The following is a 26077-nucleotide window of genomic DNA, read 5'->3' on the forward strand; positions in this document are numbered from 1 at the left end:
CCGCAGGGGCGCCCCCTTTCTCTTTGTGCGGACCTATCCCGGTAAGCGGTGTTTCGGCTCCCGATGGCCTCGATCCAAGATGTCTTCACCCATGCCCAGCAGCGTCATGCCGCCGGGCATTTCGCCGAGGCAGCGGCGCTCGCGCGGGAGGTGCTGCGGCTGGCGCCCGATCATGCCGTCACCCGCCACATGCTCGGCACCGCCTTGTGCGCATCCGGCCATGGCGAGGAGGGGCTGGCCCACATTGGCACGGCCATGCTTCTTGATCCGGGCCAGCCGGTCTATGCGGTGAACCTGGCCATCCTGCTCCATTCCTTTGGCCTCAAAGCCGATGCGGCCTTCCATCGCGCCTTGCGGCTGCGGCCGGGGGATGCCCGGTTGCTCGACGGGTTGGGAAGCTGCATGAGCGAGCAGGGCGATAACCCGCAAGCGCTCATTCCCTTGAGGCATCGGTTGGCGCTGGAACCCAGCGTGGCAGAGGCCTACCGCAAGGTTGCCATCGTTGCCCAGCGTGCCGGCCAACTGGAGGAGGCGCGGCGGGCTTACCGTCGGGCTTGGCGGCTGGGCGGCGGAGACGGGCTTTTGGTGCGCGAGGCGCTGACCTTGCCGGCCATTCCCCGCTCAGCGACCGAGATCGAGGAAAGCCGCGCCCATTGCGCCGCCGTGCTGCGGCAGGCGCGCGAGCACGGCCTGCGCATCGACGACCCGCTGCGCGAGGTCGGCGTCACGTCCTTTTTCCTGTCCTATCATGGGCTCGACAATCGTGCCTTGAACGGCGAGCTGGCTGCCTTGTACCAGGAGGCTTGCCCCTCCTTGCTCTACACCGCCGCACATTGCCGGGAGCCCGGATGGCCCGGCGCGGCGGAGGACAGGGCCGGTCGGCGGCTCCGCGTCGGCTTCATCTCCGACTATTTCCACAATCACACCATTGGCATGCTGAACGAGGGGCTGATCGAGCGGCTGTCGCGCGAACGCTTCGAGGTGGTGCTGTTCCTCACGCCAGGGCCGGACGACGACCTGCGGCGCCACTTGCGCACCGTGGCGGACCGCGCGGTCGACATTCCGCGCGATCTCGGTGCCGCACGGCATATCATCGCCGAGGAGCGCTTGGATGTCCTGTACTATACCGACATTGGCATGTCGCCCTTCACCTACTTCCTCGCCTTTGCCCGGCTGGCGCCGCGGCAATGCCTGAGCTGGGGGCATCCGGACACCACCGGCATTCCCACCTTGGACGTCTTCTTGAGCTGCGATGCGATGGAGCCGGAGGATGGCGAGGCTCATTACAGCGAACGCCTGATCCGCTTGCCTGGCCCGACCGTCTGCTACCGGCGCCCACGGCTGGCCGAACCGCGCAAGACCCGCATCGATTTCGGCCTGGCCGCCGAAAGCCGGCTCTATCTCTGTCCGCAGAGCTTGTTCAAGATTCATCCCGTCTATGACGACGCCCTGATCGCCATTCTGCGACGGGACCGTGACGGCATCCTTGTCTTTGTCGATCCGCGCGGCCAAGGCGCTGCCCTGACGCGGCGGCTGGGCGCCAAGGGACCCGATGTGGCCGGTCGCATCCACCTGCTGCCGGGGCTGGGGACCGCGGATTTCATCGCACTGACCGCCGACGCCGATGTCATGCTCGACCCGTTCCATTACAGCGGTGGCAAGACAAGCTTGGAGGCTCTGGCCTTCGGCACGCCGGTGGTGACCTGGCCTGGCGCCTTCATGCGCGGACGCCATACCCTGGGTTTCTACAGGCTGATGGGGCTTGACGACTGCGTGGCGAGCGATCCGGCCGATTATGTCGATCGGGTGGTCCGGCTCGGCACCGATCAGCGGCTGCGCGCCCAGGTCCGGCAGCGCATCCTTGAGCGAAGCGCCGTCCTGTTCGACGACGGGACGTCGATCCGGGCGATCGAACGCTTTTTCCAGGAAACGTCCTGACCGGAGCGCGGCCAAGCCGTTTGGGGGGATCAGTGTGCGGGCAAGGCCGACAGGCGGTCGGCCATCCGCAGGACGCCCTGGGCCAGCCGGACGATGGCGGGAGAGCCGATGAACAGCTCCCGCAGGGCCGCCCCTTCGCCGAAGCGCAGGACGAAGCCGTTCGGGTTGAAGACCACAGCGACCTTGGCCGTCTCCGACAGGACATGCTGGGTGCGTCCCTGGAACACGGCGTCCAGGATCGACCGCGCAAGCTCGCGGGCGTCCTCGACGTCCAGGGAGGCTATCTCCGGCCCGAGCCGGCTTTCGTTGAACAGGAAGACGCCCTCCAGCCGCAAGGCGCCTTCGCCGTCCGCCGCTTCGCCTTCATGCAAGGCGATGTGGGACAGGAACTTGCCGTCCGGGAACAGGACAGTGCGGTCGTCCACCTCGATGTTGATGACGAGCTTGCTCCTGGCCGACATGGGGCGGGCTTTCTTCGGAAGGCTGTTCCGGACGGATGAGGGTCTCGGAAAGCGAATTGGGACAGGGGCTCAGGCGACCGACCGGCGTGCCATTTCGGCATCCGCCAGCCCGGCGACCACCTGGGCCATGCGGCGTTCGGCACGCCATCCCAGCATCCGGTCCGCCTTGGCGGAGTTGCCCACGCTGAAGGCGATGTCCGAGGGGCGGAGCAGGTCCGGATTGCCGCTGACGTGACGGCGCCAGTCCAGGCCGAAATAGGAGAAGGCCTGGGCGACGAACTCCTCCAGCCGGTTCGCCTCGCCGGTGGCGATCACGAAATCATGGGGTTCGTCCAGAGCCAGCATGCGGGCCATGGCGTCGACATATTCCGGGGCCCAGCCCCAGTCGCGGGCGATCGACAGCGTCCCCAGCTCCAGGACGTCCGTCTTTCCCTCGGCGATGTCGGCAGCCCCGCGGATGATCTTCTGCGTGACGTAACGGGTGGGCCGCAACGGCGATTCATGATTGAACAGGATGCCGGAGCAGGCGAACAGGCCGTAGGCCTCGCGGTAGTTGGCGACCGCCCAGAAGGCGGCGGCCTTGCCGACGCCATAGGGGCTGCGCGGATGGAAGGGGGTGGATTCGTCCGCCGGCGCCTCGGTGTTGCCGAAACATTCGCTGGAGCAGGCGCTGTAGAAGCGGGTGTCCAGCTTCAGGAAGCGGATCGCTTCCAGAATGTTGATGGTGCTGGAGATGGTGCTGTTCAGCGTCTCGACCGGCTGGTCGAAGGACAGTCCGACCGAGGCCTGGCTGGCGAGATTGTAGATCTCGGCCGGCCGGACCCGGGCGATGACCTCGACCACGCTGCGGAAGTCGGTCAGCACGGAGGAATGGAGGATCACCCGGCCGAAGATGCCGAGCCGCCGCAAATTGGCAAAGCCCGCCATCTCCCGGTCGCGCGAGGTGCCGTGGACCGCATAGCCCTTGTCCAGCAGAAGCTGGGAGAGATAGGCGCCATCCTGGCCCGAAACGCCGAAGATCAGTGCGCTCTTCGGATCGCTTCGGGTCACTTCTCCAATGGTCATCGGACGGCGCCTACATCGGTTGCCGGGCGGTCACTGAGCGGTCGCGGGGGCGGTGTCAGCGGTGATCGTCGCCGCCGGCGAGAAGACGCATGTCGGACTCGACCATCTCCCGGACCAGATCGCGGAAGGCGGTGGTGTGGGTCCAGCCCAGCTTCTCGCGCGCCTTGCTGGGGTCGCCCAGCAGCAGGTCGACCTCGGTCGGGCGGAAATAGCGGGGGTCGATGCGAACCACCACCTTGCCGGTCTTCTGGCAGATGCCTTCCTCGTCCACGCCTTCGCCGCGCCATTCGATCCCGCGGCCGATGTGGCCGAAGGCCAGCTCGACGAACTCGCGCACGCTGTGGGTCTCGCCGGTGGCCAGCACGTAGTCGTCCGCCTCGTCCTGCTGCAGGATGCGCCACATGCCCTCGACATAGTCGCGCGCATGGCCCCAGTCGCGCTTGGCGTCCAGGTTGCCGAGATACAGGCAGTCCTGGCGGCCCTGCTCGATGCTGGCCACCGCGCGGGTGATCTTGCGGGTGACGAAGGTCTCGCCGCGGGTCGGGCCTTCATGGTTGAACAGGATGCCGTTGCTGGCGTGCATCCCGTAGGCCTCGCGGTAGTTCACCGTGATCCAGTAGGCGTACAGCTTGGCCGCGGCATAGGGGCTGCGCGGGTAGAAGGGCGTGGTCTCGCGCTGCGGCGTCTCCTGCACCTTGCCGTACAGCTCCGAGGTGGAGGCCTGGTAGAAGCGCGCGGTCTTCTCCAGACCCAGGATGCGGATCGCCTCCAGAAGACGCAGCGTGCCGATGCCGTCGGCGTTGGCGGTATATTCCGGCGTCTCGAAGCTCACATGCACGTGGCTCTGGGCCGCCAGATTGTAGATCTCGGTCGGCTGCACCTGCTGGACCAGGCGGATCAGGTTGGTGCTGTCCGTCAGGTCGCCGTAATGCATGAAGAAGCTGACGTCCTCCTCATGCGGATCCCGGTAGAGATGCTCCACCCGCCCCGTGTTGAAGGACGACGACCGGCGCTTGATGCCGTGGACGATATAGCCCTTCCCCAGCAGAAGCTCGGCAAGATACGCGCCATCCTGGCCGGTGGCGCCGGTGATGAGGGCAACTTTGCGCAAAGGACCGACCCTTGATCTGTACGGCGTTAATGATCGGGCACTATCCTCAAAGGATCCTGGCAAGGCAAGGGGCGTTGCGCCCGATCCCAGATAAGGCACGGGCATTGTGCCGCATTATCGGCTTTCCGGCGGGGCGATGGAGAAGCCGGCGGCGGCACGAACGGAGTTGAAGCGCCTATCGCGGAACGATAGGGTGCGCGCCGAACGGGCCGGCCATCCCCGGCGGCCCCGGTCGGGTGCGGCCGTGGAGCCGGGGCCGGAGGCCGCACAGCACGGATTGTCATGGCTACCGTCGCCGAAGCATTGCAGATCGCCGTGGGACTTCAGCGTGCCGACCGCCTGGACGAGGCGCGCGCGCTCTATCTGCGCATTCTGGAGGTCGATCCACGCAATGCCCATGCCCTGCATCTGCTGGGGCTGATCGAGCGGCGCCAGAACCGCCGGGACAAGGCGCTGGACCTGATCCGGGCCGCTCTCGACATCGCGCCGGAGATGGCGGACGCCGCCTGCAACCTCGGCAGCACCCTGTCCGAACTTGGCCAGATCGATGCCGCCGCCGCGGCGTATCGCCGGGCGATCCAGTTGGATCCGGCGCTGGAAGGCGCGCATCAGGCGCTTGCCGCCCTGCTGGGCGGGCGTGGCGGGCCGCGCGACTGGGCGACGGCCGCTGTGGCCTATCGCCGCGCATTGCGGCTGAACCCCTACCGTTCCGAAAGCTATCACGACCTCGGAATCGCGCTGCGGCAGGACGGGGCGGTGGAGGAGGCGCAGGCAAGCCAGCGAAACGCGCTCGTCCTGCATCCGGGATTTGCCGGTGCCCACATGAACCTGGGCAACCTGCTGGTCGAGGTCGGTCGTCTCAACGAGGCGCTGACTTGTTTCCGCCGCGCGCTGCTGATCCAGCCAGGGCATGGCAGCGTGCTCTACAACCAGGGCAATGCCCAGCATGCCGCCGGACTGGCCGAGGCGGCGGTCGACAGCTATGCCGGTGCGGCACGTGCCGGCCTCAACATGGCGCTGACCCGGCTGGCGGACGTGCTGACCGGCCTTGACCGGCTGGCCGAGGCGGAGCAGGTGCTGCGGCTGGCGCTGACCCAGCCGGGCAGCGACGTGCCCGGCGCCATCGACATGCTGTCGGCCCTGCTGGCGCGCCAGGGGCGGCATGAGGAAGCCCGGCGCTTCTTCGCCGACTACCGCTATCCGCATGCCGCCGATCCCGCCATGTTCCGCATCGAATGCCTGACCGCGGTCGCCGAGAACTGGCTGGCTGCCGGCGAGACCGACCGTGCGGTGGAGGTGCTGGCCGGGGTTCATGGCCATGGCAGCCGCTTCTTCACCGTCAAGTCGATCGCCGGGCTGCAGCAGTCCCTGGCCCGGCAGGGCCGTCGGCTGGAGCGTCCGGCCAACTCCGACCCGTCCCTGCCGCGCATCTGTTCGTCCACGCTGGCGACCCATGGCCGTTTCGCCCACAACGCCCTGGAATATGTGCTGCTGCGGCTCTACGCCGAGAAATTCGGCTACCGGCTGGAGACGCCGGACTGGGTCGGCGGCCATTACTTCGATCTCGACGATCCCAGGCCCGGCGGCGGGCTGAAGCCGATGCATTTCGGCCGGCGCATCCTGAACGATCTGGTGACCGGGCGACGCGACGACCCGCGCCCCGGCGTCGACATCCTCTCGCCGCTGTTCCTGTTCGATTATCGCGAGGAGTGGCGCGAACGGGTACAGTCCTGGCTGAAGCCACGGCCCGACTGGCTGCCTCATGTCGATCCGGTGATGCAGGCGTTGAAGGCGCGCGGTAACACGGTGGTGGCCCTGCACATCCGCCGCGGCGACTTCGTCTGGTTCCGCTACACCATCACCGAGACCTCCTGGTACGTCGACTGGCTGAAGGCGCTGTGGCCGACGCTGGACCGGCCGGTGCTGTACATCGCCACCGACGACCCGGCGACCATCGGCGACTTCGCGGAGTTCGCGCCGGTTTCGCTCGACGATCTGGCGAAGGACGGGGCGGTGGAGCCGTGGAAGGGGCTGGAGTTCCTGCAGGATTTCCACGTGCTGATGAACGCCGACGTGCTGGGCGTCAGCGCCCAGAGCGGTTACAGCCAGCTGGCGGCCCTGCTGAACCGCAATGCCCGCCTGTTCGTCGAGCCGGATGCGGCGGCGCAGCGGATCAGGCCCTATTCCCCCTGGACGAGTTCGTCCGGCACCCCTTAAGACCACCACCATCACGATCAACGCGACGCCCTCGAAAAGGGCAGGAGGGCAGCCCCATGGATCTCGCGACCAAGGAATTCTACGACGACTTCTGGCCCCGTTTCGTGCCGATCTACGACGAGACCAAGAAGTACATGCTGGAGACGCTGACCGAGCGGCAGATCGGCCGGGCGCTGGATGCCGGCTGCGGCCACGGCATCTGCTCCGTCATCCTGTCGGAAATGGCGGAGCGGGTGGTGTCGGTCGACGTCTCGTCGGACAGCCTTGCCACGGCCCGCCAGCAGGCCCAGCGCTTCGGCCGCGACAACATCGAGTTCCACCACCAGGATCTCCAGGAACTGGACACGAACCTGGGTCCGTTCGATCTGGTCTGGTGCTGGGGGGTTGCGATGATGGCGCCCGACCCGATGAAGGTGATGCGCAACCTGATGGCCGTCACCAAGCCGGGCGGCACCGTCTATCTCGGCCTCTACCTGAAGACCTGGCTGTCGCCGGTGCATGAGGGCGTGCGCCATTTCTGCCGTGCCTACATGGACACGCCGGCCCGGCGCAAGCTGGTCGGCGGCTTCTTCACCGGCCTGACCAAGGTCGCCTGCGCGCTGAAGGGTCAGGAGATCAACCGCCGCGCCGACAACGTGTCGATCCAGGCCCAGGTCGAGGACTGGTACTATCCGCCCTACAAGACCTTCTATTCGATCGAGGAGATCGTGGCGCTGTTCGAGCGCAACGGCTTCAAGGCCGAATGCATCCAGGACCGTCTGGGCCGGATGAAGAGCGCCACGATCTTCGTGATCCGGGCGACGAAGAATGGCTGAGGCGGCGGCGGGCCGGCAGGACCGGGCGGCTCCCCCGACTGGGAGGAACTGGGCCGGCTGCTGTCCCGCGGCTACATCGACAGCGGCTTCATCGGCGGCGTCACCCGCGTGCCGGTGAAGGACGTCGTGCGCGACATGCTGTCGGAGGCGCGCGCCGACGAACAGGTGGCGGAGCTGCGGCGGACGGCCGCGGCCGCCGGCGTCGATGCCGGCAACGCCCGCATCCTGGAGGTCGGGTCCGGCTGCGGCATGACCGTGGTGCGCGGGCGCACGGCGCATGGGCTGGACATCCACGGCATCGAGCCCAGCATGGGCGAATACAGCTCCACGCTCGACGTCTGCCGCCGGCTGATCGACCATTACGGCCTGCCGGCGGACGCGGTGCGCGACGCCACCGGCGAGGCGATTCCCTTTCCGGACGCCAGCTTCGACATCGTCTATTCCTCCAACGTGCTGGAGCATGTCGGCGATCCGGCGGCGGTGCTGGACGAGGCGCTGCGGGTGCTGAAGCCTGGCGGGCTGCTGCTGATCGTCGTGCCGAATTACGGCTCCTGGTGGGAGGGGCATTACGGCATCCTGTGGCTGCCGCGGATGCCGGCCGGTCTGGCGAAGCTCTATGTCCGGCTGTTCGGCCGCGACCCATCCTATGTCGACACCCTCAACCTGATCGACCGCCCCTGGTTCGACCGCTGGCTCGGCCGCCATCCCGGCCGGCTGGAGGTGCTGGACTGGGGCTGGGGCGTCTTCGAGCAGCGCCTGCGCACGCTGGGCTTCGGCGACTGGGCGGCTCTGTCGGTCGCCAAGCGCATCGTCACCTTCGTCCACCGCTCCGGCCTGCTGGAACCGGCGATCTGGCTCGCCCGGCGCCTGCATTGGGAAACGCCGATTATCTTCGTGGCGCGCAAGCGGCCGGACTGACCGGCCTCCGCGCCGCCGCCCTGCTCGCCGTTGCCCCGCGCGCCGCCGGCCCGGTCAGCGCCCCATCCGGTACAGGGCGATCAGCGACTTCCATTCCAGTGCCCGGTTTTCCCAGCGGTAATTGGCGCCGATCGCCTGCCGCTGGTGCCGGAGCGACGCCTGGAGGTCCGCTCCGTCGCCGTTGCTCCACTGCCCGATCTTGGCGACCAGGGCGTCGGTGAAGGCCTTTTCAAACCCGTCTCCGCCCTTGCCATAGGGGACCATGGTGGCGAAGCCGGCCGCGCTTTCCGGCAGTGCGCCGCGGTCCGTGCAGACGAGGCTGCAGCCGGCGGCGAGCGCCTCGATGGGGGCAATGCCGGAGGTCTCCTCGAACGCGGTGGGGTAGGCGACGACGGCGGTGTTCAGCAGCCGCTCGGTCAGGCGGGCATGGGAAAGCGGGCCGCGATAGTCGACGCCTTCCATCGTCATGCCGCTGAGCAGGCGGTGGATGGGGTCGTCGGCCTGCGCGACGCCGTAGATCGACTGCCCGGAATAGACGGTCAGCGTTGCGGCCGGGCATTTCGCCCGCACCTCCGGCCACAGCTTCAACAGGGTTTCCAGTCCGCGCGTCGGTGCCGAGACATAGGCCACCTCCAGTGCCGCCCGCTTGGCCGCGAACAGCCCCGCCTCGTCGTCATGCCGCCGCAGGACGAAGGGGTTGCAGGCGTTGCGGATCACATGGCACCGCTCCGCCGGGACGGTGTCCCTAAACTTTTCCAGGAAGACCCGCTTCTGCCATTCGCTGACGAACACGATGCCGTCGGCGGAGCGCGCGTGGTCGGTGTCCAGATAATGGGCCAGGCATTTCAGGTCGTGGAACCACACATCGTGCTGGATGTGGACCCACAGGAAGACAGGCACGGAGGGGACAAAGCGCTTCACCGCCGTCACGTTGTCGGCGTTGTTGCTGACGATGACCGCGTCGGTCCCGGTCAGGTCCCCGGCGGTGATCTTGGTGCAGTCGACGACCTTGACCCCGCTGCGGCGCGCATCCTGGCCGCTGCCGATGGCAAGCACGACCTCGTGCCCCTCGGCGGCGAGGCAGTCGGACAGGTAGATCAGCGACGAGGCGATCCCACCCATTCCTTCCGTTTCGCTGTAGGCATCGCTCGCCTTCGTCAAATGGGAGTCGATGAGGAGGAGCTTCATGGGTCGAAAAGCCTTTTTCGGAAGGGCGGCAGGCTGCACGGGGCCGGTGGGGCGGGACCGGTCGGCGATCCCGGAGTTATAGGCCGCCTGCCCGCCGGTTTCATAGCGTCTGCATCCGCCGGACGATAAGCGCTTCATGTTGAAAAGGCGGGCGGACTGTCCGAGATTGGCCGTCTCTCAGCCTCATCCTTCGCCGTGACGGGCGGGGGAGAAAACCTTCGAGTGGTCAGCCGATCGATGCGTCAGCGCCTTCAGTTCACCGCCCCGGGCCAGTTCGAGGCCCTGCTGCGGCAGTGCGTCCACCGTCTGTCCGTCGATCCGGCCGATGCCAACCAGTGGTTCGTCCTGGCACAGGGGTTGGAGGGCGTCAGGCGGGACGGGCAGGCGCTTCGCCTTGCGCGACGGGCGATGGCCCTGCTTCCCGGCCAGCCTGTGCTGCTGCGTTTCGTCGGGGCGCTGTCCAAGCGCCTGAACCGGCTGGACGAGGCGAAGGACTGCTATGGCGAGATTTCCCGTCTTCTGCCCGGCGACGAGGAGGCCCTGGCCGAACTGGCCGACATCGACAGCCGGCAGCGCATCCTGAGCGCCCCCCTGCGCGTCCGGGCGGAGCCGAAGGGGACAACACCGTCCGCTCCGGTCACCGTCAACCTGCTGTACAAATGGTGGGACCAGCCCTGGCTGCGGCAAACTCCCGGCGGGACCGGGCGCTGGGGAAACCACCAGTTCGTCGCCAACCGGCGGGGCGGGCAGTCGGACTGGGTGGTGGTCTACGAGGATCTGGATGTGCCCAGGACGGTCACCTGCCGGCAGGGGAATCTCGTCCTGGCGACCGGGGAACCGCCGTCCCTGTCCCGCTACAGCCGCGGATACCTGGACCAGTTCGATCTGGTCGTCACCTCCCATGAGGATTTGGAGCATCCCCGCGCCCTGCTCTCGCAGGTTCCACTGCCCTGGCACATCGGGCTGTCCGGTGTGGAGGCGTGGCCCGGCTCCGGACCCATCGGCTACGACCTGCTGTCCGGCGTGACGGGGATGGACAAGGCCTTCGCCGTCTCCGCCATCGTGTCCGACAAGGTGCTCACCGAGGGGCATGTCGTCCGCGGGGAGTTCCTGAGGCGGTTGAAGGCCCTCATGGGTGACAAGCTTCACCTGTACGGCCGGGGATATTGCGAGGTCGCCAACAAATGGGCGGCGATCGCTCCGTACAAATTCCATCTGTGCATAGAGAATTACCAGAGCAGCCATTACTGGACGGAGAAGCTTTCCGACGCCTATCTCGGCTGGTCGATCCCGATCTATCATGGGTTCACCAAGGTCAGGGAGGCATTCGATCCCTCGACCTTCTGCGAGATCGACATCCGCGATCCGGAAGCGACATACCGGCGGATCATGGATTTCATGGAACGGCACAGGGACACCGACGTGTCCGACCTGCTGGCCCGGCAGCGTGCCGCCGTCTTGAACGGCCACAACATGTTCAACCGTCTGGCCGAAATCTGCGCCGATGCCACGGGAACAGCTTGGCGTCAGGTGACCATTCATCCCGAGGTCTCCTTTCAGAAGGGCCGCTGACGGTCCACCCTCCGGGGATCGGGCCGCCGGGTTCATTTGACCGGCCAAATTGGCCTGTGCTATGCCGCCGGATGGGCCGGGGATCGGGCGGGGTGCCGTTTTCCTCGCCCAAGTTCTTCGCCCAAGCGTCTGCTTTCCCCTGTTCTTCCCCGGTCAAGGCCACGCCATGGGACATGTCACCGATCGCGCCATCGAACTGTACAAGGCCGGGCGCCGGGACGAGGCGCTGTCCCTGGTCGAGCAGGTGCTGCGCGAGAATCCCGTCGACCGCGACGCCTTGAGCCTGGCGGGCGCCATCCTCTACCAGTCGGACCGGCTGGACGAGGCGGAGCGGATGCTGCACCGGCTGGTTGCCGGCCACCCGCTGTTCGCACAGGGGCGCATCAATCTGGCGACGGCGATGCTGGCGCGCGGAGCCAAGCGGGAGGCAATCGGCCATCTGCGCGTCGCCTGCCTGCTGACGCCCGGCGATCCCGATGCGCACGGCCGTCTCGGCAACCTGCTGCACGGGGCCGGCGATTACGCGGCGGCCACGCGCCACATGACCCATGCCGCCCGGCTGTGCCCCACCGATCCCGACCGGCAGGTCCTGCTGGCGGTGGCCCTGCTGTCGCACTGCGACCATGCCGGGGCGGTGGAGGTGTTGACCCCCGTCCTGGCCCGGCATTCCGGCCATACCGATGCCCGCACCCATCTGGCCGCGGCCTGGCTGTCGCTCGGCCGTCCGGATCTGGCGGAAGAGACCCTGCTGGCGGCGGGTCCATCGGGCGCCAAGCCGCCGGCCGCCCAGGGGATCGCCCAGGGGGCCTCGCAGGGCGATCCCATACTGTCCCGCGCCCGGCTCTACCGCCAGGTTGCCGCCGACGCCCAGCGGCCCCACACGCCGGAGGGGCTGCTGGTCCGCGCCCCCTTCTCCGTGCTGTCCGGCTATGGCGACTTCGCCCAGCATTTCGTGCGCAGCCTGATGGAATGCGGGACGACCCTGCGGCTGGCCGGGCTGATGGGGGAGGAAAGCTGGCGCCCGGCCTTCACCGACCCGATCCTGCAGGCGGCCGCCCGGCGCCTCGGCGATCCGGTGCGGGCGCGGCTGGCGCTCAGCGTGCTGACCCCGCCACTGGTGGAGCCGGTCCCCGGCCTGCCGACGGTCAACTACACCATGTTCGAGGGGCCGCGCATCCCGGACTCCTGGGCCGTCTGCAACCGGGCCCACGAGATGGTCGTCGTGCCGACCGACTCCTCGCGCCTGGCCTGGATCGCCGCCGGCCATCCCGAAGACCGCATCCGCGTCTGCCCGCCCGGCATCGCCCCCCATCCGGCCGATGCGGCGGCGCAGCCGCTGCCCATCGTCGGTCCGGGCGGACGCAGCGTGATGGATTACCGGGTGCGGGTTCTCAACATCTCCGACTTCGTCGCGCGCAAGAATCTCGCCGGGCTGCTGCGGGTCTGGCTGCGCGGCACCCGTGCCGGTGACGATGCGATCCTGATCCTGAAGGTGGGAAAGGGCGGGTCGTCCCTCATGGGCGAGATGCGCCGTCTGGTCGAGGAGGGCATGCGTGCCACCGGCCGGCGGCTGGATGAGGCGGCTCCCATCGCCCTGCTGACCGACCGCTACGACGATGCGGGAATTGCCGGCCTCTATGCCATGGCCACCCACTATCTCAGCCTGTCGCATGGCGAGGGCTGGGACCTGCCGATCACCCGCGCCGGCTGCCTGGGGGCCGGGCTGATTGCGCCCCGGCACAGCGCCTACACCGCCTATCTGAACGACCGGGTCGCCCACCTGATCCCCTGCACCACCGGCCCGGCGCTGATGCCGTACAGCAGCGCCTATTACCAGCCCTTCCATGGGCTGGACTGGTGGCATCCGGACGAGGAGGCCGCGGCCGACATCCTGTCCCGCGTCATCCGCGACCCCGAAGGGGAGCGCCGCGACGCAGCCCGTCATCTGATGGACAATTTCACCTGGGACGCCGCCGCCCGCCGTCTGCTCGACGCCCTCGACGGGGTCTAATCCTCCAGCACGAAGCGGCGGCCATGCAGGGCGATGCGGGGGCGGAGCCCCTCCTGCTCGACGCTGCGCAAGGCCCGGATGCGGCGCTCCATCTCTTCCGCACCGATGTCGGAGGGCAGGGTGCGGAGGTCGTCCAGCGCCTTGGCCGTGCAGCGGCGGCTGTGGTCCCAGGCAAGCTCGGTGCGGGGCAGGGGCCGGCCGGTCGCCGCCAGCTGGGGCGCCAGCATCACGAACAGATGGACCAGCGCGGTATGGGCCTGGTCGATCAGCCAGACCGGGTCGGGATCGGCGGGCAGGGCGAAGCTGAGTGCACCGACGATCGGGCCGGCATCCACCCGCTCCACCATTTCGTGGGCGGTGACCCCATACTCCGCCACCCCGTCATAGAGTGCGAAGGCGAAGGGGTAGCGGCCGGGATAGGCGGGCGGGGCCGGGTGGAAATTGTAGGAGGGGCCCGAAACCCGCCGCAGCAGCTCCGCCGGCACCACGCAGTTGGTCCGGAAGGCGACGAGGCGGTCGATCTGCCCACGGTCCGCCATCGCGGCTTCCAACTGCGGGCGGTCGGCGACCGTCACGACGGTCAGGTCGTGGTTGGCTCCGGCGAGGATGGCGGCAAGATGGCGCGCATCCCCCGGCTGGGCCAACAGGACCAGGGTGGCGGGCATGACCGGACCTCCTCCCTCAACAATCCTGGCGAAAGCCCCGGCTTCACTGCCCCGGCTTCACTGCGTGGCGTCGACGAACGCCTCGGCGAAGGCGCGCCAGCTGCGCTCGGTGCGGATGAAGGCCTTGGCGCGCGCGGCGCGTGCCTTGGCGGCGGCACGGTCGGCGTAGAGCCGCTCCAGCGCCTCCACCAGCTCGTCGACCGAGGATTCGCCCCAGCCGAAGCGGCTGCCGTCGCGGTCGGCGACCGGAACCTGACGGTCGAGCGTCAGGCACAAATCGTCGCCCTGGGTCGGGCTCTTCAGCAGGTCGCGGTGACCGGTGTTGTTGGACAGAACCACCGGAACGCCGCAGGCCATCGCCTCCATCGCGACGAGGTTGGTCGCCCCCTCGCAGCGGTTGGGGAAGACGGCGGCGTGGCAGTCGGCGAGGATCCCGGCGATCTGGTGGCGGCCGAGGAAGCCCAGATCGACGAAGCCCTCCTCGTCGGCGCCGTTCTCCATCGCCCAGCTCTTCACGTCGATCATGTTGTTGGGCAGGACCCGCGGCGGCTTCGGCGCCAGCGGCGATTCCGCCATCGTCATGCCGACCTCCGGCCAGGCGTTCTGCCAGGCGGTGACCAGCAGCGCGTCGGGATGGCGCTGACGGAAGGCGCGGAAGGCGGCCAGCACGATGTCCTGGCCCTTGCGGAACTCCAGCTTGCCGCCGGAAAAGACGACGAAGCGGTCGCCGAAGCGGCCACTCGGTTCCGCCTCCACCATTTCGGTCGGGTCGATGCCCTGGAAGGCGAGGCCGACATTGTCGAAGCCCCAGATCTCCAGAAGCTGCCTGTTGTAGGTGGAATGCACGACGATGCGGTCGTACTGGCGGGCGCGGGCCATCACCTCGGGCGTGAAGCGGGTGTCCTCATAGGCGATGACGCCGATGTTGCGCCGGCCGCGGAAGCGCGTCGACGGACCGCCTGCGGTGAAGCCGTTGCCCAGCGCGTGCAGGACGTCGAACTCCTTCAGCAGCAGCATGTGGCCCTTGGCGTTGTCGGCCATGGCGGCGATCTGCTGGTAGGGGGCTTCCAGCGGCTGCAGCTTTTCGCGGTTTTCCGGGCGCAGGGTACCCATCAGCGGCTTTTCCAGCAGCAGCGGCGGCCGCCCGGCGTCGGCGAGGTAGAGGGCGGTGTGGACACCCACCAGTCCCCAACCGTGGACCTCCGTGAGCTGCCAGGTGAAAGCCAAGTTCGGAATCATGATGGAAACCCCAATTCTGGGTGCAGGTCCGCCAGCCCAGGCGGGCGCCCAAGCGGGCGCCGAGCGGCGGGAAGATCCCGCGCCGGGGCGGCGCTTGTCAAGCCGAGCGGAGCGGACTGGATTCCCCGCCTGCCCGATGCTACGACAGCGGCGGCTTTCCATAGCGGGATGGTGCTCAAGGTGCGGACGGAATCGCTTTTCTCCCTGGAGGGCAAACGGGTCTGGGTGGCCGGGCATCGCGGCATGGCGGGCGCCGCCGTCGTCCGCCGGCTGGAGCGCGAACCCTGCGACCTGCTCACCGTCGGGCGCGACCGCGTCGACCTGCGCCGCCAGTCGGAGGTGGAGGACTGGATGGCCGAAACGAAGCCGGACGTGGTCTTCGTTGCCGCCGCCACCGTCGGCGGCATCCTCGCCAACTCCACCCGGCCGGCCGAGTTCCTCTACGACAACCTGGCGATCGAGACCAACATCATCCATGGGGCCTACCGGACGGCCGTGAAGAAGCTGGTCTTCCTGGGATCCTCCTGCATCTACCCGCGGCTGGCCGAGCAGCCGATGCGCGAGGACGCCCTGCTGACCGGCCCGCTGGAGCCGACCAACGAGTGGTATGCCATCGCCAAGATCGCCGGCATCAAGATGTGTCAGGCCTACCGGCGCCAGTATGGCTGCGACTTCATCTCGGCGATGCCGACCAACCTCTACGGCCTGAACGACAATTTCGACCTGCAGGGCGGGCACGTCGCCGCGGCATTGCTGGCCAAGATCCACCGGGCCAAGGTGGAGGGGCTGCCCTTCGTCGAGCTGTGGGGGACGGGTGCGCCCAAGCGCGAGTTCCTGTTTGCCGACGATCTGGCCGATGGCCTGGTCTTCCTGGCCCGGCATTATTCGGGCGAGCCGCACGTCAATGTCGGTACCGGAAGCGAGGTGTCGATCCGGGAACTGGCAGAGCTGATCCGCGACGTCGTCGGCTATGAGGGCGAGTTCCGCCACGACACCTCCAAGCCGGACGGCAGCCCGCGTAAGCTGATGGACGTCAGCCGGATGAGCGGGATGGGCTGGACCGCGCCCACGTCCTTGCGCGACGGCTTCGCCACCACCTACCGCTGGTTCCTGGAGACTGTCGACCGCGGCGGCCTGCGGGGGGTATGACCCCCGAACGGTGAAGCCTGCCGGGAGAGGGCGCGGCGCCGACGGGGCCGTGCCCTCTCCTCTTCATCCCCTCGGGTGGCGTTCCCTCAGGCGGCGCTGCGGGCCACCCAGTCGCGCCACATGGCGCGGTAGGCCGCCTCGACCCCACGGGCGAAGCCCGTGTAGTCGGTCAGCGGGGCGGCGCTCAGCCGGCTGCGCATCGTCCGGCGCAACCGGTCCAGGCGGCCCGGGTCGCCGGCGAGCGCCACTGCGGTGGCGATGTAGCCCTCCATGTCGGAGGCCACCAGCTCCGTCAGCCCGCAATGGGTCAGCAGGCTGGCGCCGACGCGGGCGACATGGTTGGCGCCCGTCAGCGTCACCACCGGCACACCCATCCACAGGGCCTCGCAGGTGGTGGTGGTACCGTTGTAGGGGAAAGGGTCGAGCCCGATGTCGATGCGGTCGTAGGCGCGCAAATGCCCGTCGGCCGCGTCGATGCGGGCCAGAAGCTCGACCCGGCCGGCGTCGATCCCGCACTGGACGAAGGTGTTCAGATAGCGCCGGCGCGTCTCCTCGTCGCCCATCTGGGCGCTCTTGACGATCAGGCGCGAGCCCGGCACCCGCTTCAGGATCTCCGACCAGACACGCACCACCTCCCCCGTCACCTTGGAGGTGTTGTTGAAGGAGCCGAAGGTGACATGGCCGCTGGCGCGGAACGGCGGTTCGGCCGGCGGGGCGACGTCCACCGGCGGGCGGTAGCTGTGGAAGCCATGCGGCAGCCTGACGATGCGTTCCGCGCTCAGCCGGTCGGCCTCGCCCGGCGGCTCGGCGATGGCGTCGCTGAAGCGCCAGTCGATGGCGCGCATGCCGGTGGTGTCGGGATAGCCCAGCCACGTCGCCTGCACCGGCGCCGGCTTGCGGGCGAACAGGGTCAGCCGGTTGTTGGCGGTGTGGCCGGTCAGGTCGACCAGGATGTCGATGCCGTCCTGCTCGATCAGCGCCGCGGCGCGGGCATCGTCCACCCCCACCAGCGACCGCCAGCCGTCGGACAGCCCCTTCAGCCGTTCGGTGACCATGTCGGAGCGTGCGTTCGCGTGGTAGCAGAAGACCTCGAAGTGCCCGCGGTCATGCTCGCGGATCAGCGGCTCCGCGAAGAAGGCGACCGAATGGGCGCAGAAGTCGGGCGAGACGTAGCCGATGCGCAGGCGACGTTCGGGATCGCGCGGGTTGGGGTGGCGCCTGCCGGCGGGCAGCAGCGGGTCGGCATGGCGCTGTGCCCATGCCACATGGGCCCTGAAGATGGTCTCGGGCGGAACGGCCGGGGTGTAGTGCAGGGCCAGCAGCAGGTTGGAATGCATCAGCGCGTGGGCGGGATGCGCCTCCAGCCCCTTCTGGAAGACGGCGACCGCCTCCTCGATGCGTCCCATCTCCTTCAGCGTTTCGCCCAGGTTGTTCCAGGCCTCGGCCGATTTCGGGTCGGCCTTCAGCGCGGCGACGAAGCACTCCACCGCGCGGGTGAGTTCGACCGCCCCCTTGTGCAGGTCGCCCAGGTTGCACAGCGCCGACGCCATGTCCGGCTTCAGGCGCAGCGCCTCGCCGTAGGCGGCCTTGGCCGCCTCGCGGTTGCCGCGGTTGCGCAGGATGTTGGCGAGGTTGAAATGGGCCTCGGCATACTCGGGCTTCAACCGGATGGCGGTGCGCAGCGCCTCCTCCGCCTCGGCGCTTCGGCCCATGTCCTGCAGCAGGCAGCCATGGTTGCTGTGGACGAAGGGATCGGCCGCGTTGCGGGCGAGCGCCCGGCGGTAGCAGCCCAGCGCCTCCTCCCAGTCGCCGCGGGCCCGCAGGATGATGGCGAGGTTGTTGTTGGCGTTGGGGTGGCCCGCATCGGCAGCCAGCACGGCGCGGTATCCGGCCTCCGCCTCGGCCGTCCGGCCTTCCCGGTGCAGGCTCAGCGCCCGACCGAAGCCGGCGTCCCCTGCCGAAACCGCCGGAGCCGTGCTCTGCGGGGAGGGGGCCGGAATGGCCGGGCGCTTGGCCCTGGCCTGCTTGCGTGAAGGCTTTTTCATCGGGCTGACCGCTTGGCGTTAATTCGTCGTCGGCAGAAGAGCCGTCCTGCCGGTCGATAGCAATGACCATGCGCTGCCGCAAGCGGCATCTCGTCTCCGGATGGATGTGCCGCAACGGCCACATGGGGTGGAGACATATGATGGATGATGGATGGGCCCTGGGACAGATGGCTTGCCGCTGTTGGGCCAATTCTGCTATTCCAGCGGAATCGCGTGGTTATACATCGTCTGCAAGTGGCGGACCCTACGCGCTTCGTCGCGCCCCTGGGCCCCAAGGAGCGCATGGTCGATCAAGACCGGGTGACCGAACGGTATGAAGACCTTGCTTTCGCGACGCATTTCACATTTTTCACGGCGGTTCCCATGACCCTCGCTGCGGAAGTCCCTTGCGCCCACACCGGGCTGCATTCCCTGGCTGTCGTCGCGCGCCAGCGTGGCCTCGACGTTTCGGCCGAGCGGCTTCAGCACAGCAACGTCATCGGAAACGAGGAGCTGGACACCGCGCGCCTGCTGCGCGTCGCCAAGTCGATCGGCCTGAAGGCCGAGGCGACGACGCTGGACTGGGACGATCTGGGCAAGCTCCACGATGCCTTCCCCGCCATTCTGCGCCTGCGCAACGGCAACTCGATGGTTGTCGTCGGCTTCGGCAAGCAGGGCGACACCGACGTCGCCATTTTGCAGGATCCGCTGGCGGGCCAGGAGTTGATCCTGCCGGTCGACCGCATCCGCCTCAGCCAGGCCTGGGCCGGCGAGGTGGTGCTGCTGAAGCGCGACTACGGCCTGACCGACGCCGAGCAGCCTTTCGGCCTGAAATGGTTCCTGGTGGAGATCCTCCGCCACAAGCGCATCTTCCGCGACATCGGCATCGCGGCGATCCTGATGAGCCTGTTCGCGCTCGCCGTGCCGATCTTCTTCCAGCTGGTGATCGACCGCGTGCTGGTCCACCGCAGCATGGGTACGCTCGGCGTGCTGATGATCGGCATGGTCGGCGTCATCATGTTCGAGGCGGCCTTCTCCTACCTGCGCCAGTACCTGATGCTCTACGCGACGAAGAAGATCGACGCGAAGATGAACGTCCAGGTCTTCAACAAGCTCGTCGGCTTGCCGATGCATTATTTCGAGCGGGTATCGTCGGGCGAGATCGTCAAGAACGCCCAGCAGGCCGAGCGCATCCGCAACTTCCTGACCGGCCAGCTCTTCATGACGCTGCTGGACACGGTCTCGCTGGTCGTCTTCCTGCCGATCATGTTCATGTACAGCGTGCCGCTGACCTTCCTGGTCCTGGCATTCTCGATTCTGATGGCGATCAACATCGGCATCATGATCCCGCTGATCAAAGGCCGGATGAAGGAGCTCTATCAGGCCGAGGTGCGCCAGCAGTCCTTCCTGATCGAGAACATCCACGGCATGCGCACGGTGAAGTCGCTGGCACTGGATTCCCGCCAGAAGCAGGAATGGGACCACCGCGTCGCCCGCGCCGCCGAACAGCGCTTCGACGTCGGCCGCATCATGATCATCGGCCAGACGATCGCACAGCCGCTGAACCAGCTGATGATGGCCTGCCTGCTCGGGCTCGGCACCTATCTGGCGCTGAACGGCGAGATGATGATGGGCGCGCTCATCGCCTTCTACATCCTGGCCGGGCGCGTCACCCAGCCGCTGCTGCAGATGGCCCAGCTGGTGCAGCAGTTCCAGGAAGTGTCGATCTCGGTCCAGATGCTGGGCACGATCATGAACCACGCTCCGGAAGAGGGGCGGACCGGTCGCGGCCTGCGCACGCCGCTGCGCGGCACGGTGGAGTTCCAGGAGGTCCGCTTCCGCTATGCCCCCTCCACGCCGCCGGCGCTCGACGGGGTGTCCTTCATCGCGTCCGAGGGCACCATTCTCGGCGTGATGGGCCGCTCCGGCTCCGGCAAGACCACCGTGACCAGGCTGCTGCAGGGCCTGCACCGGGCGCAGGAAGGGCTGATCCGCATCGACGGCCGGGATCTGCGCGAATACGACCTCGATCACCTGCGCGCCTCGATCGGCGTCGTGTTGCAGGACAATTTCCTGTTCACCGGCACCATCCGCGAGAACGTCTCCGCCGCCAAGCCGGGGGCGACGACCGAGGAGATCCTGAGGGTGATCCATCTGGCCGGCGCCGACGAGTTCGTCGAACGCCTGCCCAAGGGCCTGGAAACGATGCTGGAGGAAGGCTCGTCCAACCTGTCCGGCGGTCAGCGCCAGCGTTCTGGCCATCGCCCGCGCGCTCCTGACCAACCCGAAGATCCTGATCATGGACGAGGCGACCTCGGCGCTGGACGCCGAGAGCGAGGCGATCGTCCAGGCCAATCTGATGAACATCGCCCGTGGCCGCACCATGATCATCATTTCTCACCGCCTGTCGTCGCTGGTGCCGTCCGATACCATCCTGGTGATGGACCGCGGCAAGGTGGTGGACAGCGGCAAGCATGACGAACTGCTGATGCGCTGCGACATCTATCAGCATCTCTGGCACCAGCAGAACCGGCACATCTAGGAGCGCGTCCCTTGACCGCACAGAAGCTTGCGAAAATTGAGACCGCGCGCGTTCCCGCCAACGATGTGGCGCCGCAAGGGCCGCTGGACAAACGGGCCAAGGCGCGCGGAAAGGCGGCGATCGGGGCCTTCCAGAAGGATACGGAGGCGATCCAGAACGCCCCCGATCCGTTCCTGGCGCGCGTCACGCTGCATCTGCTGGCTCTGTTCGTCATCGGGGCGATCACCTGGGCGTCGATGGCCTATCTGGACAAGATCGTCGCCTCCCAGGGCAAGATCATCTCGACCGAGCCCAACGTGATGGTCCAGCCGCTGGAGATGGCGGCGATCAAGCAGGTCCTCGTCCGTGCCGGCGACGTCGTGCATCAGGGGCAGGTCCTGGCGACGCTGGACCCGACCTTCACCCAGGCCGACGTGCTGCAGCTGGAATCCCGCCTCGCCAATGCCGACGCGCAGATCGCCCGGCTGGAGGCCGAGCATGACGGCAAGCCCCTCGTGCCGGTCGCGGATCGCTATGGCTACGGCACGCTGCAGCAGGCGCTGTGGCGTGAGCGCCAGGCGCAGTACCAGTCGCAGATGCAGAATTATGAGGAGAAGCTCGCCCGCCTGCAGTCCAACGTCTCCAAGTACGAGATGGACCGCCTGCACCTGAACGAGCGGCTGAAGGTGGTGCGCGAGATCGAGAACATGCGCTCGTCGCTGCTGGCCACCCAGGTCGGCAGCAAGCTGAACCTGCTGCAGGCCACCAGCGACCGCATCGACATCGAGCGCAATCTGGTCCTGAACCAGAACGAGCTGCAGGGCAACCGTCACGATCTGCAGGCCCAGCTGGCGGAGCGCGACGTTTTCATCCAGCAGTGGAACGGCAAGATCATCGAGGAGCTGGCCACCCAGAGCAACGAGCGCGAGGCGCTGCGCGAGCAGCTGACCAAGGCGCGCAAGCGTCAGTCGCTGGTCCAACTGGACGCGCCGGTCGACGCCATCGTGCTGGAGGTCTCACCCAAGGCCACCCCCGGTTCCATCGCCAAGGAAGCCGAACCGCTCTTCACCCTGGTGCCGGTCGGGGCTCCGCTGGAGGTCGAAGCCAACATCGATGCCCGCGACCTCGCCTTCGTCCAGATCGGCGACAAGGTGCGCGTCAAGCTGGATGCCTATCCCTACATGCAGCACGGGTCGCTGGAGGGAGAGGTCGCGACGATCAGCGAAGACTCCTTCTCCAGCAAGGAAAACGGGAACGGCATGCTCTTCTACCGGGCGCGGATCAGGCTGCTGACCACCACGCTCGACAATGTGCCCTCTAACTTCCGCCTGATCCCCGGCATGCCGCTGACGGCCGACATCAAGGTCGGCGAACGCCGGATCATCACCTATTTCCTGCGCCCCATCCTGCGCGGGTTCGACGAAAGCCTGCGGGAGCCCTGATTGTGTTCGGCAAACTGCTGAAGCGAAGCAAAACCACCAGTTTCCGCAAGCCGGACTTCCAGCAAGGTCTGGCCGCCTTCGAGGCGGATGACCATGCCGGCGCCGTGGCCAACTGGATGCCGCTGGCCGAACGCGGCCATGCCGAAGCGCAGTTCCGCATGGGACAGCTCTACGCCCGCGGGCAGGGGGTGGTGCGCGATTTCGGCGACGCCGCCCACTGGTTCCGCAAGGCGGCCGAGCAGGGCCACACCGAGGCGCAGTTCTCGCTCGCCCTGTGCTACGCCAACGGCGAAGGGGCGGCGCAGGACACGGCCTTGCCGGTGCGCTGGTACAAGACCGTGTCCAAGGCCAGCCCGCCGACGGCGGAGGCCAACCTGGCCCTGCTTTATCCCAACGGGCTGGGCATCGCGCCCGACATCGCCCAGGCGCTGCACTGGTACCGGCTGGCTGCCGAGGCCGGCCACGCCGAGGCGCAGTACCACATGGGCCTGCTGCATGCCTACGGACAGGGAATGCCGCAGGACCAGGTCGTGGCCGCCGACTGGTACCGGCGCTCGGCCGAAGGCGGCTATGCGGTGGCCCAGCATGCGCTCGCCTCCTTCTACGCCAACGGCCAGGGGGTGGAGCGCGACATCGGTCAGGCCATCGCCTGGTACGGGCGTGCGGCCGAACAGGGCTATGCCAACTCGCAGCTGGCGCTCGCCATCATCTACGAGCACGGCACCGGGGTGGAGGCCGATCCGGCCCGCGCGGCGGAGTTCTATCGTCTGGCGGCCGAGCAGGGCCATCCGGTGGCGCAGGTCAATCTGGGCCTGCTCTATGCCCGTGGCCAGGGCGTGCCCAAGGATTACCGCGAAACCCTGAAATGGTGCCGCCTGTCGGCCGAGAAGGGCAACGTCAACGCCCAGTTCAACCTGGGCCTGATCCATTCCAACGGACTGGCCGGCCAGCCCGACTATGCCGAGGCGGCTCTCTGGTACCGCAAGGCGGCCAACCAGGGGAATGTCGGCGCCCAGGTCAATCTGGGGCTGATGCTGATCCATGGCTGGGGCGGCCGCCCCGAGCTGGTGGAGGGGGTGGACTGGCTGCGCAAGGCCGCAGCGCAGGGTCACACCGGCGCCATGAGCAACCTCGGCGCGCTCTATGCCGATCAGAACAGCAAGGCTTACAACCCTGTCCAGGCTTATGTCTGGACCATCATGGCCGCCGCCGGCACCCAGTCCGGAGCCGAGCGCGACGGGCTGGAAGCCAAGGCGCATCAACTGGGCAATGCCTTGACCAGCGATGACCGCCACAAGGCCCAGCTCATCATGGAAGAGTGGAAGAAGAACCCCAAGTCGATGGCGATGGCCTGATCATGCCCCTGGCCGGCAGCGGATTTCTCCGTGGATTTCCCAGTGCCGGCCAGGGCCCCGTTCAGGTGCCGGACCCGCCGCCGTCGCCATTCGCCTCCTGCTGCAACCGCCCGACGACATCCATGATCAGGTGCTGGGCCTCGGCCATCCGGCGGCGTCCGGCCGCGATCTCCTGTTCGGCCAGTTCGGAGAAGGACGGGTCGTCACGGGGGGCGTAATCGGGCATGCGGCCCTCGGCCATGCCGTATTGAACGAAATGGCTGTAGCCGTCGGGGAAATGGCCGGCCAGGACCGCGCTGCGGACATCCGGATTGGCCGTCAGGTAGGCGTCTTCGTCGAAGGGCAGGCGGCGGCCCGCTTCGCGGTGGATCTGCCGGTAGGTCAGCACCCCGTCGAGTGACGCCGGCGTCGCCAGCCCGATCCGCTTCAGCAGCGCCAGCAGACAGAGATCGGCGATGCGGTCGGTCGACCGCTCCGTCCGGATCGCCTCGATGTCCGGAAGCCCCGCCCTGTCCGCCGCGCCGTGCAGGCGGCCGATGGCGTCCAGCCAGGCGGCCTCGCTGTTCTGCACCAGCAGTCCGGCCGGCAGCGTGCTGGCGGCATGGGCGGAGCAGGCGGAATAAATCCCGCGGTGGCCGGCCGCGCCGAACAGCATCATCCGTTCGTCGCCCGGAAGCGTGCCGCTGCACTCCACCCCGTCATCGACCGGAGCCAGGGCGATCAGCGGTTCGCATTGCAGCAGGGAATTCAGGATCGCCGGCCGCGTCGCCGCCGCCTGGATGCGGATGTCCGGGATGAACCGGAAGAAATCCGGGTCGGGGGCACCGAACCACAGAAGCGGCAGTCCATAGCGTGCGGACGCCTTGGCGATGACGGTCAGGACCGGTCCCTTGGACGCGGCGAGAGGCAGGCCGTCGCTGGCGTCCATGACCATGGCGACGGGCCGCCCCGCCGAAGCCGGCGCGCTGCCGGGCAGAGTGCCGGGCAGATCGAGGGCCGGCGGCAGCAGGATGCCCTGCCGGCTCGCATCCACCCGGTTCAGCAGCCCCGGGGATGAGGCGCACAAGGTCGTCTGTCCACCCATCAGGCGGCGCAGGGCGCTTCCGGTCCCGCCGCTCCCGGTGCCGCCCGCTGCTCCTTCGAGATGCAGTCCCCGCCGTTCCGTCGTCAGCAGGGTCGCTTCCACCATGGAGCGGCTGGGGGTGCCGCAGACCAGGACCGCGTCATGGAGGTCGCCGGACGAGGGCTTGCCGTAGCGCTCGACTGCCGGGGCCTCGATCCCCTCCGCCTCCTGCACCACCGTCAGGCCAACCAGCCGTCCGCGCCGGATCAGCGACGCGAACAGGGGAAGCAGCGCGTCCACCCGCCGCCGGCCGGCTTCGCCGCCGGCCACCAGCAGAACGCTTCCCATATCCGGTCCGGCGGTGGGGGCCGCGGGGCGGCGGGACGCCGGCTTGGTCAGCGCGCGCAGCGCGGGCGCGCCATCCGACGGCATTTGCGGGACCGGCAGGGCGACCTGCCGGGCGGTCAGGTCGCGCAGGATGGTCGCGGTGTCCTCCTCGCCGGTCCAGGACATCAGCCCGATGCTGTTGCGGGCGCAGATGGCACGCCGCATCGCGGTCGCCAGATAAGGCTCGCCGCAGACATGGAAGGGGTCGATCGTCACCGCGGCTTCGCTCAGCAGCCGTCCGAGCGTTTCCGGCACGGGAGCGGCCAGAAGCTGCGTGTGGGCCGGCAGCAGGTCTGGCGGCGGGCTGGCGGAGCGGAAGGGCAGATGCACCAGGGCGACGGAAAGCCCGGCCCGTATCAAGGCGCCGGTGAGCATCCCGAAGGCCTGCGCCTGCGGGGCCAGAAGGGCAAGGTCGCCCATCACCAGGATCTGGCGGGGCTTTGCCGAGCGGTTCACCCGCAAGGCTGCCGGGCAATCGGCAGGCAGGTGGAGAAGGGGGGTGCCGGCCGGCAGGACGGCGTGGGCCAGATCGGCCTGCGCGGCGTCCAGTATGAAGCCGCCGGCGGCGTCCGCCGTCTTCCAGGCGGCCCGTGCCGCGTCCAGCCCGTCGCCCGCGGCGTCCATGCCCGCCATGTCGCAGAATTTGCGAACCAGCGGCAGGGCGTAGGACGGCAGGGCGAACCGCTCGGGTGTCAGCCACAGCGCGGTGGCGGGGCGATGGTCGCGCAGGACGGCGGTCTGCATCTCGCCTGCGCCATCCCGTTCGGAGGCTGACCATTCGCAAGCGGCCGGCAGGGCCGACATGGTCGCGCCGAGCTTCGCGGCCAGAAGCGCTTCCGCAATCTGGCTGCTGCGGCAGGACGCGACGGTGACGGTCTGGCCGTCCTTCAGGCGCGGGCCGCTGGCGAAGACGTGAACGGTCGTCATGGCTTCTTT

At 68.1% G+C, this 26077-nt stretch carries 18 protein-coding genes; 10 read left to right on the forward strand and 8 right to left on the reverse strand.

Going from position 1 to position 26077, the window contains the following annotated elements:
- The first annotated feature begins 63 nt into the window (after window positions 1-63).
- Window positions 64-1938, forward strand: coding sequence for an O-linked N-acetylglucosamine transferase, SPINDLY family protein (locus ACWPN8_RS30795; protein WP_492243543.1), 1875 nt, complete (start codon window positions 64-66; stop codon window positions 1936-1938).
- Window positions 1939-1967: 29 nt separating this feature from the next.
- Here ACWPN8_RS30795 and ACWPN8_RS30800 read toward each other — a convergent pair whose 3' ends face one another.
- From ACWPN8_RS30800 to gmd, 3 genes are all read right to left on the reverse strand, one after another.
- Window positions 1968-2399, reverse strand: coding sequence for a hypothetical protein (locus tag ACWPN8_RS30800; protein WP_109047222.1), 432 nt, complete (start codon window positions 2397-2399; stop codon window positions 1968-1970).
- Window positions 2400-2468: 69 nt separating this feature from the next.
- Window positions 2469-3464 carry a GDP-mannose 4,6-dehydratase gene (locus ACWPN8_RS30805; protein ID WP_492243544.1) on the reverse strand — a complete coding sequence of 332 codons (996 nt, stop codon included), beginning with the start codon at window positions 3462-3464 and terminating at the stop codon, window positions 2469-2471.
- Between the two features lie 55 nt (window positions 3465-3519).
- A complete protein-coding gene (gene gmd, locus ACWPN8_RS30810; RefSeq protein ID WP_247879457.1) occupies window positions 3520-4575 on the reverse strand; it encodes a GDP-mannose 4,6-dehydratase in 1056 nt (351 codons plus the stop codon).
- Window positions 4576-4857: 282 nt separating this feature from the next.
- Between gmd and ACWPN8_RS30815 the strand changes: the two genes are divergently transcribed.
- The 3 genes from ACWPN8_RS30815 (at window position 4858) to ACWPN8_RS30825 (ending at window position 8525) form a co-directional block, all read left to right on the forward strand.
- Complete coding sequence (locus ACWPN8_RS30815) at window positions 4858-6792, forward strand: tetratricopeptide repeat protein (protein WP_492243545.1); 1935 nt, start codon at window positions 4858-4860, stop codon at window positions 6790-6792.
- A gap of 56 nt (window positions 6793-6848) precedes the next feature.
- Window positions 6849-7607 (forward strand): class I SAM-dependent methyltransferase, encoded by a 759-nt coding sequence (locus ACWPN8_RS30820; RefSeq protein ID WP_492243546.1) that lies wholly within the window; start codon window positions 6849-6851, stop codon window positions 7605-7607.
- A 108-nt stretch (window positions 7608-7715) separates the two neighbouring features.
- Window positions 7716-8525 carry a class I SAM-dependent methyltransferase gene (locus tag ACWPN8_RS30825; RefSeq protein ID WP_492243547.1) on the forward strand — a complete coding sequence of 270 codons (810 nt, stop codon included), beginning with the start codon at window positions 7716-7718 and terminating at the stop codon, window positions 8523-8525.
- A 54-nt stretch (window positions 8526-8579) separates the two neighbouring features.
- Here ACWPN8_RS30825 and ACWPN8_RS30830 read toward each other — a convergent pair whose 3' ends face one another.
- Window positions 8580-9713 (reverse strand): glycosyltransferase family 4 protein, encoded by a 1134-nt coding sequence (locus tag ACWPN8_RS30830; protein ID WP_492243548.1) that lies wholly within the window; start codon window positions 9711-9713, stop codon window positions 8580-8582.
- Between the two features lie 237 nt (window positions 9714-9950).
- Between ACWPN8_RS30830 and ACWPN8_RS30835 the strand changes: the two genes are divergently transcribed.
- Together ACWPN8_RS30835 and ACWPN8_RS30840 are read left to right on the forward strand one after the other, a co-directional pair.
- Entirely contained in the window at window positions 9951-11285 is a 1335-nt protein-coding gene (locus ACWPN8_RS30835; protein ID WP_492243549.1) for a glycosyltransferase family 10 domain-containing protein, read from the forward strand.
- Window positions 11286-11451: 166 nt separating this feature from the next.
- The gene (locus ACWPN8_RS30840; protein ID WP_492243550.1) at window positions 11452-13296 is read left to right on the forward strand and encodes a tetratricopeptide repeat protein; all 1845 of its coding nucleotides are present in this window, start codon (window positions 11452-11454) and stop codon (window positions 13294-13296) included.
- Here ACWPN8_RS30840 and ACWPN8_RS30845 read toward each other — a convergent pair.
- Entirely contained in the window at window positions 13293-13961 is a 669-nt protein-coding gene (locus tag ACWPN8_RS30845; protein WP_492243551.1) for a formyltransferase family protein, read from the reverse strand. The two genes, ACWPN8_RS30840 and ACWPN8_RS30845, sit on opposite strands and share 4 nt — an antisense overlap.
- Window positions 13962-14018: 57 nt before the next feature.
- On the reverse strand, window positions 14019-15143 hold the full coding sequence (locus ACWPN8_RS30850) for a glycosyltransferase family 4 protein (RefSeq protein ID WP_492243552.1): 1125 nt from the start codon (window positions 15141-15143) through the stop codon (window positions 14019-14021).
- Window positions 15144-15380: 237 nt separating this feature from the next.
- Between ACWPN8_RS30850 and fcl the strand changes: the two genes are divergently transcribed.
- Window positions 15381-16349, forward strand: a complete 969-nt coding sequence (gene fcl, locus ACWPN8_RS30855) for a GDP-L-fucose synthase (protein ID WP_492243553.1) — start codon at window positions 15381-15383, stop codon at window positions 16347-16349.
- 86 nt (window positions 16350-16435) lie between these two features.
- On the opposite strand, the gene ACWPN8_RS30860 is transcribed toward fcl, so the two are convergent.
- Complete coding sequence (locus tag ACWPN8_RS30860) at window positions 16436-18394, reverse strand: O-linked N-acetylglucosamine transferase, SPINDLY family protein (RefSeq protein WP_492243554.1); 1959 nt, start codon at window positions 18392-18394, stop codon at window positions 16436-16438.
- 363 nt (window positions 18395-18757) lie between these two features.
- Here ACWPN8_RS30860 and ACWPN8_RS30865 point away from each other — a divergent pair, with 363 nt between their 5' ends.
- The 3 genes from ACWPN8_RS30865 (at window position 18758) to ACWPN8_RS30875 (ending at window position 23691) form a co-directional block, all read left to right on the forward strand.
- Window positions 18758-20851, forward strand: coding sequence for a peptidase domain-containing ABC transporter (locus ACWPN8_RS30865; protein ID WP_492243555.1), 2094 nt, complete (start codon window positions 18758-18760; stop codon window positions 20849-20851).
- Window positions 20852-20926: 75 nt separating this feature from the next.
- Window positions 20927-22336, forward strand: coding sequence for an HlyD family type I secretion periplasmic adaptor subunit (locus tag ACWPN8_RS30870; RefSeq protein WP_492243556.1), 1410 nt, complete (start codon window positions 20927-20929; stop codon window positions 22334-22336).
- 2 nt (window positions 22337-22338) lie between these two features.
- On the forward strand, window positions 22339-23691 hold the full coding sequence (locus ACWPN8_RS30875; protein ID WP_492243557.1) for an SEL1-like repeat protein: 1353 nt from the start codon (window positions 22339-22341) through the stop codon (window positions 23689-23691).
- A 61-nt stretch (window positions 23692-23752) separates the two neighbouring features.
- Here ACWPN8_RS30875 and ACWPN8_RS30880 read toward each other — a convergent pair whose 3' ends face one another.
- The gene (locus ACWPN8_RS30880; protein ID WP_492243558.1) at window positions 23753-26068 is read right to left on the reverse strand and encodes a hypothetical protein; all 2316 of its coding nucleotides are present in this window, start codon (window positions 26066-26068) and stop codon (window positions 23753-23755) included.
- Window positions 26069-26077: the final 9 nt, after the last annotated feature.

This window comes from Azospirillum sp. UENF 112521 (assembly GCF_058780665.1).